The 12,756-nt window shown below is 59.3% G+C and carries 7 protein-coding genes; 3 read left to right on the forward strand and 4 right to left on the reverse strand.

Features of this window, described 5'->3' with window-relative positions; translation table 11 throughout:
- The first annotated feature begins 55 nt into the window (after positions 1-55).
- The 3 genes from HWX74_RS11495 (at position 56) to leuS (ending at position 4,653) form a co-directional block, all read left to right on the forward strand.
- On the forward strand, positions 56-520 hold the full coding sequence (locus HWX74_RS11495) for a MarR family winged helix-turn-helix transcriptional regulator (protein ID WP_176013675.1): 465 nt from the start codon (positions 56-58) through the stop codon (positions 518-520).
- Positions 513-1,955 carry an MATE family efflux transporter gene (locus HWX74_RS11500; protein ID WP_176013676.1) on the forward strand — a complete coding sequence of 481 codons (1,443 nt, stop codon included), beginning with the start codon at positions 513-515 and terminating at the stop codon, positions 1,953-1,955. Before HWX74_RS11495 ends, HWX74_RS11500 begins: the two co-directional genes overlap by 8 nt.
- A gap of 139 nt (positions 1,956-2,094) precedes the next feature.
- Complete coding sequence (gene leuS, locus HWX74_RS11505; protein ID WP_176013677.1) at positions 2,095-4,653, forward strand: leucine--tRNA ligase; 2,559 nt, start codon at positions 2,095-2,097, stop codon at positions 4,651-4,653.
- 487 nt (positions 4,654-5,140) lie between these two features.
- Here the strand turns inward: leuS and HWX74_RS11510 are convergent, their stop codons facing one another.
- The 4 genes from HWX74_RS11510 to HWX74_RS11525 form a co-directional block, all read right to left on the reverse strand.
- Entirely contained in the window at positions 5,141-7,105 is a 1,965-nt protein-coding gene (locus tag HWX74_RS11510) for a sodium:solute symporter (RefSeq protein WP_176013678.1), read from the reverse strand.
- Positions 7,102-10,605, reverse strand: a complete 3,504-nt coding sequence (locus HWX74_RS11515; protein WP_176013679.1) for a glycoside hydrolase domain-containing protein — start codon at positions 10,603-10,605, stop codon at positions 7,102-7,104. The genes HWX74_RS11510 and HWX74_RS11515 overlap by 4 nt, the downstream gene beginning before the upstream one ends.
- A 35-nt stretch (positions 10,606-10,640) precedes the next feature.
- Entirely contained in the window at positions 10,641-11,294 is a 654-nt protein-coding gene (locus HWX74_RS11520) for a prepilin-type N-terminal cleavage/methylation domain-containing protein (protein WP_217704932.1), read from the reverse strand.
- A 160-nt stretch (positions 11,295-11,454) separates the two neighbouring features.
- Positions 11,455-12,756, reverse strand: coding sequence for an SGNH/GDSL hydrolase family protein (locus tag HWX74_RS11525; RefSeq protein WP_176013681.1), 1,302 nt, complete (start codon positions 12,754-12,756; stop codon positions 11,455-11,457).

Below are 12,756 nucleotides of genomic sequence, written 5' to 3' on the forward strand. Positions count from 1 at the left end.
GTTGCATCTGAAAAAAATCGTGTTATATTAATGGTTCTAAAATGGAACTATTAGTATGAAAGACATGCCGAATCTGGAAGTTATTTTTCTGATGCATCGGGCTCTGGAGCATTTGCGCCGCCGGACGGTTGCCGAATATTGGCGTACCAACCAGCAGGATGACCTTATTGCCCAGTTGAACCAGCGGCAGATCGGTTATCTCTTCACGATTCATCAGCATGAACCGTGTACTTTGCTGGAAGTGATGCACCACAGCGGCTTATCGAAATCGGCCGCTTCGACGGCGGTGGCGAAACTGGTCCGCTTGAAGATGGTCACGCGGGTTCGCAATGCGGCCGACCGCCGGGAAGTGATGATTCGGCTGCAGCCGGAATTGCGCGGCCATATTGAAGCGATCGACCGGCAATTCCGGTGCAATGTGGCGGCCTGCTTGGCCGGCGCGTCAGCCGGGGAGCTGGCCGGGATCCTGGCCGGCGCGGAATTGCTGTATCAACGGGTATTGGAGAATATTCATGAGTGAAGCGGGCCGGCGCAACAGTTATACGACCGGTTCGATCGGCGGCACGATGATCCGGACCGCCTTTTCCATGTTGCCGGCGACGCTGGCGATGTCCGGATACAACATTGCCGATACCTTTTTCGTCGCCAGGCTCGGCACGACGCCGCTGGCGGCGATGGGATTTTCCTTTCCAGTCATCATGCTGGTCAACTGCGTGTATCACGGTCTCGGCGTCGGGGTGATGACGACGGTGGCTCAGGCGCTGGGCGGCGGCCGGACGGCGAAAGCGGCCAGGATTATCACCGCCGGGCTGCTGCTGATTGCGGTTGTCTCGGTTCTGGTCGGCATGACGGGAATTGCCTGCCTGGACTGGACGTTTGCCCAGTTCGGCGCAACCGGAGAGGTGTTGAAACCGATCCGGGCGTACATGATGATCTGGTACCTGTTCGGGTTGACCGGCTCTCTGGGGATGGCCGGCAACGATTTGCTGATCGCCGCCGGCGATTCCAAAATTGCCAGCACAGTGATGTGCGGCGGCATGATCGTCAACGTGGCGCTGGACCCTTTGCTGATTTTCGGCTGGGGAGGGATTCCCGGATTGGGCATTCAGGGTGCGGCGATTGCGACGGTGGCTTCACAGATGGTGACGGCGGTCATTGCGATCGGTTGGTTGTATGAACGGCATCGGCTGCTGACCTGGGCGGCGTTTCAATGGCGGTTGTTCAAGCATATCACCAGGTTGGTAACCCGTTTCGCGGTTCCGGCGACGATCGGCATGCTGATGATGCCGATCGGCAACGGAGTGGTGACGAAAATCATCGCCGGCTTCGGCGATGCCGCCGTGGCGGCGACGGCGGCGGCCGGCCGGATTGAAGCGGTGGCGTTCGTTTTTCCGATGTCGCTGGGGATTACGCTGCTGCCGATGGTCGGCCAGAATTACGGAGCTTATTTTTACCGGCGCATCAATCAGTGCCGGCGTTTTTCGATGCGTTTTGCGTTGTATTTCGAATTGGTGATGGCCGTTATTTATTTTCTGGCGGCGCCGCGGCTGGCCGGCTTTTTCTCCGACGATCCGGAAGTGGTGAAAATCATGGTCTGGTATTTGCGGATCATTCCGGTCGGCTTCGGCCTGATCGAAATTCATCGCTACAGCGGTTTTTTCTTCACCGGCTGCGGCAAACCGGGCGTCTCCGCCTGGTTGAACGCTTTGCGGATTCTCGGCCTGATGGTGCCGTTTTCGCTGCTCGCGCTGTACTTCAAATCGTTGATCGGGGTGTTTGCCGCCCGGCTGGCGGCCGATGTGATCGCCGGTTCGGTCGGCTGGGCGGCGGCGCACTATCTGACCAGCCGGCTGCCGGCCGACGGGGTGCCGCCGAAAGCGGCGCCGAAGCGGGTGCCCGGGCCGGAAAGCGTGCCGGAAGAGTTGGCGGAGGCGATGGACAAAGTCGGCTTGTAAGCGGCCGGCTGGTGCCGGATTTTCCTCGGCCGGCTGTTTTCTTTTGCAAGATCGTCGCGGCGGCGGATTGCAAAATTCCCGGTTTGCGGTTACAGTATCCGGCGTGAAAGCAATATTAACGGTAAAGGATTGGATAAAAATGGCCGGAGAGTACGATTTTAGTGCGATTGAAAAGAAATGGCAGAATTACTGGTTGACGCATAAGACGTTCAAAACCGAGGATTTTGTCGATAAGCCGAAATATTATGTGCTGGATATGTTTCCGTATCCAAGCGGAGCCGGGCTGCATGTCGGCCATCCCGAGGGATATACCGCGACGGATATCATCTGCCGGTACAAGCGGATGAAGGGGTTCAACGTGCTCCATCCGATGGGATGGGACGCGTTCGGGCTGCCGGCCGAGCAGTATGCGGTGGAGACCGGCACCCATCCGGCGGTGACGACGGAGAAGAACATCGACAAATTCCGGGAACAGATCCGGGCGTTGGGTTTCAGCTACGACTGGGACCGGGAGATCAATACCACCGATCCGGAATATTTCAAATGGACGCAATGGATCTTCCTGCAGTTATTCAGGAAGAACCTTGCCTATATCGACGAAGTGGCGGTCAACTGGTGTCCGGCGCTGGGAACGGTGCTGGCCAACGAGGAAGTGATCGATGGACGCAGCGAACGCGGCAATCATCCGGTCTTCCGCCGGCCGATGAAGCAATGGATGTTGAAGATCACCGAATACGCCGAACGGTTGCTGAACGACCTGGATGACCTGGATTGGCCGGAGGGCATCAAAGAGATGCAGCGCAACTGGATCGGCAAATCCACCGGTGCGGAGGTGGAATTCGGTGTCGTCGACCATGATGACATCATCACGGTTTATACGACGCGGCCGGATACCCTGTTCGGAGCGACCTACATGGTGCTGGCGCCGGAACATCCGCTGGTGGACCGGATTACCGCCCCGGCACAGCGGTCGGCGGTCAAGGTTTACCAGGAGCAGGCCGCCTTGAAGAGCGATCTGGACCGCACCGAGCTGGCGACTGAGAAAACCGGCGCCTTTACCGGCGCCTATGCGATCAATCCGGTCAACGGCGCGGCTTTGCCGATCTGGATTGCCGATTACGTGCTGAGCAGTTACGGGACCGGGGCGATCATGGCGGTGCCGGCGCACGATACTCGCGATTTCGAGTTTGCCCGGACTTTTGATTTGCCGGTCAAATGTATCATTGAACCGGATCCGGCGGCCGCTGCGGCGGAAAATGTCGATGTGGCGGCGGTATTGGCTGGCAAAGCCTGTTGGACCGGCAACGGGAAATTGATCAATTCGGCCAATGCGGAAGGATTGACACTCAACGGCCTGGAGGTGGCCGACTCCAAAGCGTTGGCGACCGCCTGGCTGGAAGAACGGCATATCGGCAGGGGGGCGGTCAAGTATAAATTGCGCGACTGGCTGTTCAGCCGGCAGCGTTATTGGGGGGAACCGTTTCCGGTGATTCATTTCGAGGACGGGTCGATCAAGCTGCTCGACGAGGATGAATTGCCGTTGGAGCCGCCGGCGATGGAGGATTTCAAACCGTCCGGGACCGGGGAGCCGCCGCTGGCCAAAGCGACCGACTGGGTGGAATATATCGAACCGGGCACCGGCCGGCGCGGCCGGCGGGAAACCAATACGATGCCGCAATGGGCCGGCTCCTGCTGGTATTATTTGCGCTATATCGATCCGAAGAACAGCGAAGCAGCCTGGGATCCGGCCAAGGAAAAATACTGGATGCCGGTGGATTTGTACGTCGGCGGCGCCGAGCACGCGGTGTTGCATTTGCTGTATGCGCGTTTCTGGCACAAGGTGCTGTACGATTTGGGTTACGTCTCGACCAGGGAACCATTCCAGAAGCTGATCAACCAGGGAATGATTTTAGGCGTTTCCTACAAGGATCAGCGCGGCGCGCTGGTGCCGTCCGATCAGGTGGAATTGACGCCGGACGGGCCGGTCCGCAAGAGTGACGGGGAGAAACTGGTGGAATTTCCGGCCAAGATGTCCAAGTCGCTGCGCAACGTCGTCAATCCGGACGACGTGATCCGCGAATACGGCGCTGACAGCATGCGGCTGTATGAGATGTTCATGGGGCCGTTGGAAGCGGTGAAGCCGTGGAATACCAAAGGGGTGGAAGGGGTCTATCGTTTCCTGAAGCGTTCATGGCGGCTGATTGCGGCAACGCCGGTCGTCGACCGGGCCTGTACGGCCGGGGAGCTGCGCGTCCTGCACGGCACGATCAAAAAGGTGACCGAGGATCTCGACACCTTTGGTTTCAATACGGCGATCAGCCAGTTGATGATTTTCGTCAATGAGTTCGGCAACAAACCGGAATTGCCGCGCGAGGCCGCGGAGGCGTTTGTAAAATTGCTGTCCGTCTTTGCGCCGCATATCGGCGAAGAGCTCTGGGAAAAATTGGGCCATGACTGGACTGTCGCTTACGAACCGTGGCCGATATTTGAAGAAAAATATCTGGTGGTGAGCGAAGTGGAAATTCTGGTGCAGGTGTTGGGCCGGCCGAAGGCGCGGATGATGGCGCCGGCCGATGCCGATGAGGCGACATTGCGGGAGATGGCGTTGAAGCAGGCGGAAATCCGTTCACTGCTGGATGGCAAGACGGTTCGCAAAGTGATTTGTGTGCCGGGCCGCCTGGTCAACATCGTCATATGACAAGCGACCGGTCCGGATCGATCCGGCCGCCTGTATCCGGCGGGCGAAACTGAATTCCGGGAAGCGCCGTCATCTCCGGCGCTTCCCGTCAGACCATCGGCCGATCGGCGACTGTTATCAGTGGTCCGGCCAGGATTTCGGCAGCCGGCCGAAAGCGCGAAGTTTGTGGTCGCGAGTGCCGTTGCTTGATAATATTGCCGTCCGGTTGAATGCCGGTTGTCGCTTTGTCCGGTCTTATTCATGCTTACATTTCCGCGTTGGCATGGCAAATGGTTTCGCTGCTTTTTTATATTGCTCTTGATCGATTTCCTGATGGATAATTATAGTAATACAAGCTATTTCAAATAAGATTGACAGAATCTGATGTCAATAAATATTTTGAAAGAGGCAGACTTGTGGGATTCTTTTATATTTTAGGCATTAGTTTGGTTATATGCTTAATTGAATGCCTGGCGACCGCAATCATTTTTATTTATTTCCGCTTGCATCAGCGGTTGGTCGGCGGCTTAGTGACAAACCCATCGTCCGAATAATCGATTCGGCGGCCTTGCAGATCCCGGAACAGCCGGCCGGCATCGCGGCAGCCGCCGCAAAAAATCCAGCCGGTACAGACGATTCCCATGCCGATGTTGAGCCAGACATTCCAGTACCAGTAATCGGGCCAGAAGGTTGCCGGCAGCCAATCGGGGCGCAGAACGCCCAGCAGGGTGACAATCAGGAAAAATCCCCACCAGGCCGTCATCCAGGCGAAACTACCGTAAAAGAGCAGTCGTTCGAAGCGGGAAAAATCAGCTGCTATTCCCAGCAGCCTCCCCAGTTTTGGCAACCCGGCGGCCGCTGTTTCGGAGCATTCCTGCCGATCCTGGTAACGCCCCCGGTGCAACAGCCGGTCGAGGTTGAATGGCTGTTTTTCCGGCAGCAGCAGCGAGCCGAGGACGTAAATAACGCTCGCTGCCGCCATTGCGATAAAATAGATCCATTGTCCGTTTAGCGGGAATGCCGTATTCGTCCAGCGCGACCAATTCTGTTCGAGGACGATTCCACCGAATCCCAGCAGCGTGCCGGAGAGAAGCGCCAGGTAGGCCCCCCCGGTGGTGCCGCGCCGCCAGTAAAGCCCGCCGATGATCACGGCGCCCGCGCCACCCAGATAGATTGCTCCGGTCAGTGCGAAGAATTGCAGGACATAAGTTTTCAGGTCGAACAGGCAACTGAACAAAAAAGCGAAAACCGCCACTCCGACGATTGATAGCCGCAGCAACCGCAGATGCCGCCCGGGTTCGAACGGTTTGCCGCGCAACGGCACCACGATATCCTGGATGAAAATCGTTCCCCAACTGTGCAGATAGGTATCGTCGAAACTGATCGCCGTGCCGATCACCACGGCGGCGAACAGGCCGAACAGACCGGGCGGCAGCAGATTGGAGATGGCTAGCGGCACGGTCATCTGTCTTTGCATTTGGGCGTCGCCGGCGGCGGCGATCTGTTCCTGGATGGGAACGGCCAGTCCGGCGAATTGCGGCAGATGGAGCACCGCGTAGGCGGTCAGCGGGATCAGGATGGCGACGCTGGTGTTGCTGACCAGCGTGCGCCAATTGCTGATCACGCCGGCCATCACCGCTTCGTGCGGCGTTTTGGCTGCCGCGTTGTAGCCGGAATTGCCCTGCCAGCTTCTGGCGTTGTAGATCATTCCCACCACGCCGATCAGAAAGTAGAAGATGTTGAAATCCGAAGTGGCGCTGCCGACCAGTGGATCGATTCGTGACACGCCGGGCGGGGTGTCGCAGGCCAGTCCGGCCATCAATTCCGGCCAGGAGAAATTGGCCAGCAAATAAAGCGAGATGACGACGAAACTCAACATCATGATGCTGCCTTGCAGGAAATCGGTGATCATGATCGCGATCTGACCGCCGGAGCAGGCGACGAAAACTGCCAGGCTCAGGTAGGCCAACATCATCAGCGGGATGGTCGGCAGCGGATGACCGGCGATTTCCACAGTGCCGGGCAACCGTAGGAAGAAAACCAGCAGCCGGGCGGTGATGGCCGGGAAAATGCCGTAATTCAGCACACCGGAAATCCAGCAGAGCAATGCGGAAAAGAGGCGGAATCGGCGGCTGTAGCGCTCTTCGAAAAATTGGGCCAGTGTCAATGCCCGGGTCTGCCGGAAACGATAGACGATGAAACCGGTCAGCGCCAGAAACAGCGAAACCGGCGTTCCCAGCAGCGACCACCATTGCGGCGGCAAACCGGTCGAATAGGTCATTTCCCACAACGCCACCAGCCAGACAGCGCCGAGGAAGGTGTTGGAAACTGTCAGCAGATAGCGTCCGGCGACCCGGTTGGCGGCCAGGAAATCGGCGACGCCGCGCAGGTAGCGGCGGCTGTATTGCGCCAGCAGGAAAATCCCCGTTGGCATTGCGCCAATGATGCACCAGTCCAGCCAGTGGATGTTCATGGCTGCCGCTCCGGAACCGAATTGACCGGGTGTAGAATTGCCGGTGGAGCCGGTCGGCGTGATCGGGTCGACAGTTCCACCAGCCGGCCGCGGACGACATCGTCATGCCAAGTTCGGACGACAAAACGGTTGCCGGCCGGCGGCAGCTCGAAACTGAGACGCTTGATCACGGTCATGCCGTCGTACCGGACGTCGAGGACGCCGTCATGCAGGTTGATCACCAGTTGCTTGAATTCATTGCGGTTCAGCGGGATCGATTGGAAAATCCAGCCGCGCCCATAGGGATCGGCCGGACCGGTGGCCATCCAGCCCCAGCCGGGAAAGCCGCCGCCATAGGTGAGTGTCAGTTTCCCCAATTGAAAGGCGAAACGGTCCGGCAGTTTGACCTGCATTTCCACATACAAATTCCGTCCGAACTGCGGTTCGAACGTTGCCACGGCCGCGCCGGTTGCCGGCGAGGCCGCCAGCACCAGTTCGTTCGCTGTCAGCTTGCTCTCCGGTGCCGCGTTGGTAAGCTGCCACTGCGCGGCGTCGAAACGGGTGACCGTCCAGGCCGGTTCCTCCGTAATTTCTTCAGGCGAAGGCGGAAATTCCGGTTCGCTTCCGGCCGGTTTGACGACCAGGAGCCGGCAACTGTGCGGCGCCAGTTCGTCGTGTAACCGGCTGCCGTCGACCGGTTCCCGGCGCAGATAATCGGCGACTTCGATCACCCGCCCCGGATACAGTTTGCTCAAATCCAGTTGATATTCGCCCGGGCGGTAACGCAAATTGCCGACTACGACCAACGATTCCCGTTCGCTGTAATAGAGCGAAACCAGGCAGGTTTCCGAGTTGAAGCCGAGTCGGGTCTGAGGGCGCCAGAAGGGATGGAACTCCCGGTCGGGGCCGCCGAATCGGGTCAGCAGTTGCAGGTCGAGCTCTTCCGGTTCGGTGTCGGTATTGACGGCGTACTCGCTGTTGAAGAGCAGCGCATAGACCAGCGCCGTGTCCAGACCGTCGTAGTTGTGCAGTTGTTTCGGCCAGTAGATGGTGCGCCAGCCCCACGGCAGGCCGGAATAGCCGACGGCGAACATCGCCCGGGACGGGTAATAGCCGCGCCGGAAACGCATCAGTTGTTCGCCTTCGAAGTAGGCGTCGAAGAAACTCAGGGTATTGACGTCGATTCCGCCGCCGGTGTGGGCGATCAGCCAGAATTCGTCGCCGGTGGCGTCGAAAAGGCCGCGCAGCCGTTTCAGAAATTCCCGCTGCTTGACTACCAGGCTGGGAGTGTCTGCTTCCAGCGCTGCCACTGTCGGGCGGCCGCAGCCGTACGGATGTAGCACGTTGGCGTCTCCCCAGGGAACCGAAAGTCCGTCGCTCATGATGCCGCGAATACCGGTTTCGGCGATCAGCTGGCGGTAGTTGTGCAGTTGCAGATCACCCTCCGGCCCACGTTTGCAGGTCGCGTAACAATCCTTGTCCTGCCAGAAATAATAACGCCATTGCGGTTCCAGCTCCAGATCGTCGCGGAACTCTGTCATCGCCGGGGCGTCCTCCTGCAGACCCTGGCAGCAATAGAGGGTCAGCAACCGGTTTTGCTCTGCCAGCTCTGCCACCCGGGTTTTCAACGCTTCCGTTCTGCCGAGGTCGGGGTAGCCGTGCCAGCGGCTCCAGCCTTCCCACCACCAGGTCGCCGCGGAGCGCACCGGGCGGTTCGGATAAGGCTTGGTGGGAGTCGGCTGCAGGAAGAAACGGAAAAGCGCCGAGCGGCCCTGCAATTGTCCGGCGCCGTCCACCAGCCGCACGATCAATTCATCGCCGTCCGCCGTTTGGCGCAGTTCCAGTTGATGGCGGATATCCCGTGACCGGAATGGGTCGGTATCGTAATTAAACGAGAGTCCTTCCTCTTCATTGCCGACCCATAATGTCGAGGCCGGGCCGCGGTAGCCGGCGCCGGTCAGCGCGCCGGCTTTCTGAACCGAAACACCGGGTAGCAGGTATTTCGCCACGCCGTCCGCCAGCGGAATGATGACCGTCACCTGGTCGATATCCGCCAGCTCTGGTGTGGTGAGTTCGAATTTGTATTCGATGAAGCCGTCGAAGTCGACTTTGGCCCGCGCTTCGATGGCGGTGCCGTCATCGGCGTGCAGGCTGCCGGCAACTCTTGCCTGAGTGCCGTCGAGCGCCAGTTGGGCCGGCGGTCCGGAAAGTTTCAATGTCGTTCCCCGCCGGGAGATGAGCAACCGGGCCGGACCGCCGAGCAACGCATCTCGCGCTCCGTTGCGCCGGACTGCCGACGGCAGCGCGTTCGGGGCGAATTCCAGCGACTGATGCAGCAGTTTCAAATGATTGTCGACGAGTTCGGGCAGCGTCCACGGCGCTGGGATTTTTTGATCGATATATTCGGCCCCGGCGTCGGTTCCCAGCCATTCCGGCATGGTCATCGCCGGGCAGACGGTCGTCACTTCGGCAACCGGTTTGCCGGCTGGATCGCGGACTGTGAAATGGGCTTGGCGTTCCGGCTGGTCGCCCGGCGGCAGAGGGCAGACCAGCAGCGCTTGGCGCTCTTCCAGCAGATTCCGGTCGCGGTCGACGGCAGGGAAGAATTGCAGCACGCCTTCCACCGGGACGCAGCCGCTGACTTCCAGCCGGGCGGACAGCTCCGGCTGTTTCCCGGTGATCTTGACGCTGCCGACCACCACGCCGTTCAACGGCCCGTATTTGATCGCCGCCCGGCAGGTCGCTGCCGGCAACGTCTGCCGCCGGGGAGGCGGAAACCGTTCCCGCGTGGCGTCGCCGCCGAAGACGAACCGGCCGAACGGCATCGCTGCGTAACCGCCATAACTCGGCAAATGCCAACCCAGCATGTCCGGCGGACGGAAACGGAAGAGATTGCCATAGATGGTCCGACCGGCGACGGCTTCGAGTCCGCAGGCGACAAACGGAATGCGCAGTTCCACCGTCCAGCCTTCGCCCGGCTGGACCGAAACGGCGGAATCGAACCCGGCGACTTCCAGCGGCGCTTCGTTGAATTGGCGCTGTCGGGCGTTGACGGCGTTGACGGTGAAGAGGTAGTAGAAATCGGCGGCAGCCACTTCGCCGTCCAACGCTCCCTCGTAACCACCAACGTTGATTTTATCCCGGACCGCGATCTCCGGGTCAGCGACGCCGAGAACGACTTGAATGGCGTCGTCATTGTTGAAAAAGAGGTCGTGCCAGGGACGCTGGTAGGCTTCGGGATAACCGGGAGTACCATCGAAACAGCGCGCTGCGACATACAATGCTTCGTCGTCGAACATCAAGTGGAATTCTGTTGCCACCGCGGCCGCTGTCGGCGAACCCAGCGGCCGGATTTGCCGGATTACCGCCGCCTGCGACCACTCTTCCGGAGAAAAGCGGCCGTCGATGATTGGTGCGGTGCCGGTTTGGAATGGAATGACGGCCTGCGGCATTTCCGGCCCGGCGGCGGCAGCGGTGAACAGCGGCAGGAAAAAAAGAGCGGATAAGTGGCGAATTGACATGGCTGGACCTCTGGAATTCCGGATTGTTCAGGGGGTTAAAGACTGAGATAACGGCCGGTTTCAACATGGCCGTCGACCGCCACGAAATTGACGCGGTTGTTGTGCGGAAACCAGACGTCGGGAGTGTCCAGCCAGTGACCGTAACCGTAGGTGGCGACGTTGCAGCGCTCATCAGTGATGGCCCGTTCGGAGGGATTGTCCAGCGTCGACGCTTTCTGATTCCAGACTGCCCCCCAAAACTTGCCGCCGATCTTATTGGTATCGCTTGAATCGCGCTGGTTCCACGGATAGGAGGCGATCATACTCCAATTGTAAATGGCCGGATTGTTGGTGGAATGAGCATCCAGCGGGCACCAGACGATCGGGTATTTTTTACTGTAGGCGGTTACCCGGATGGTTTCCGGCTCGGTATTGTTGCTCATATACGGAATCAGATAGCAGACCCAGTCGGTACCGGTGCCGAATTTGATCTCGCCGTTCTGGTACCAGTAAAAATCCGGAAAACGATCCTCCGAATCGTTGAGATAGAAGTTGAAAAACAGTCCGACCTGTTTCAAATTGTTGATGCATTTGGTTGACTGGGCGGCCGCTTTGGCCTTGGCCAAAGCCGGCAGCAACATGCTGGCGAGTATGGCTATAATGGCAATAACGACCAGTAGTTCGATGAGTGTGAATAAATTTTTTCTCATTTGTGTTGCCCTTCTTTCCTTGATTATTTCATTTTTCATCAAAAGCCATCCTGCCCGATTGTGGATTGAATGGTCGCCAAAACGTTGAAATGCGCCGATTGCTCTCTACCTCCTTTCGATGTGCCGGTTGCTCCGGCGGCGGCCGGCGTTGCGCCGCGTTTCAGTGGTTTGCCTCCCCGGCGGCGAAGATGGCCATCAACGCGTCGGCATAGATGGCCATGCCACGTCCATCCGGATGATTGATGCCGTTGACCATCATGATATTGTAGGGAATTCCCTCCCGCCACAGCCGGCCGTAACGTCCGGCCGCGTCGGCGAGGGCAATCTGATGGTCGGCGGCGAATTTCCGCAGGAAAGCGACATAGGGGCGCGGATCGTTTTCCAGGGCGGGTCCGTTTTGAGCGGTCAGCCCCATTCCTTCCGGGTAAATATAGTGCGGTGTCAGGATGATCCATTCGAAGCCGCGGGCCCGGAAATCGGCCAGTGTTTTCGAATAAGCCTGCGGCCAGACTTCCGGCGCCATTCCCGCATCGTTGACGAATTCGGAAATCACCAGATCCGGTTCGGCGCCGAGCACCGTCTCCGCATAATTGAATTCGGATCCGGGCGGTTCGGCGTGGAAAGACGGCATTACCCGGCCGCCCCAGCCATTGGTGATCAGCTCGATCCGCGCGGCGGGATAACACCGGCGCAATCGTTCGACCAGCTGGAATTGCCAACGCTGCGCTTCCGGCAAATAGGTGCCGGCGGTGACGCTGTCGCCCCAGGCGAGAATGCGCACTTTTTCGCCTTTTCGCAATTTCTCCAGGGTGTTCGGCAGGAAGCGCCGTTGGGCCGCCGCGTTGGCCGCCGCGTTGGCCGGTTCGGCGACGGTTTCCTGAATGGGGTAAAGATTGGTCCGTTCCAATTTTTCCGTCCCGGGTTCCAGAAAGACATTCAACAACCGGCGTTCCCCCTCTTGCAGCGGCGGCAATTCCGGCAATGCCACCGCCGGCCGGCCGATTGCATAGCGCAGTTGTCCCGATGGAGCGGCGATCACCGAATCCAGGCGCATCGGCCGGTAGCGATAGCTGATTTTGACCGCGCTGTCCGGTCCGATGGCGCCGCCTTCCAGCCGGCCCAATGCCGCCCATTTCTCCGAAAATTGATAATCGCGGCCCTGCGTCAGCGGCGTGCCGTCCGCCAGCTCCACTTGCACGGAAGCTGCTTCGAGCGCACCGGGCAGCGAACACTCGGCGGCGGCCAGCTGCCGCAGGACCGTCCCCGCTGTCCAGTTGTCCAAAGCACGGTAAAGCGGCAGGGCCTCGTAAAACTCCTGATTCACCTGGATCGATTGCGGCGGCGGCACGGCAAAACGCGTCCCGGCGAAGGCGAAGGTCCACGGCGCGACAATTTCCAGTTCCGCTGCCGCCGCCAGCGTGGCGGCGGCCAGAAACAATGTGGTCAGAATTCCGAATTTCAT

Source organism: Victivallis sp. Marseille-Q1083, from assembly GCF_903645315.1.
Classification (GTDB): domain Bacteria; phylum Verrucomicrobiota; class Lentisphaeria; order Victivallales; family Victivallaceae; genus UMGS1518.

Coding starts and splice junctions, on each gene's coding strand:
- HWX74_RS11525 (WP_176013681.1), bottom strand. CDS start 12,756: ATGAAATTCGGAATTCTGACCACATTGTTTCTGGCCGCCGCCACGCTG.
- HWX74_RS11510 (WP_176013678.1), bottom strand. CDS start 7,105: ATGAACATCCACTGGCTGGACTGGTGCATCATTGGCGCAATGCCAACG.
- HWX74_RS11495 (WP_176013675.1), top strand. CDS start 56: ATGAAAGACATGCCGAATCTGGAAGTTATTTTTCTGATGCATCGGGCT.
- HWX74_RS11515 (WP_176013679.1), bottom strand. CDS start 10,605: ATGTCAATTCGCCACTTATCCGCTCTTTTTTTCCTGCCGCTGTTCACC.
- HWX74_RS11520 (WP_217704932.1), bottom strand. CDS start 11,294: ATGAGAAAAAATTTATTCACACTCATCGAACTACTGGTCGTTATTGCC.
- leuS (WP_176013677.1), top strand. CDS start 2,095: ATGGCCGGAGAGTACGATTTTAGTGCGATTGAAAAGAAATGGCAGAAT.
- HWX74_RS11500 (WP_176013676.1), top strand. CDS start 513: ATGAGTGAAGCGGGCCGGCGCAACAGTTATACGACCGGTTCGATCGGC.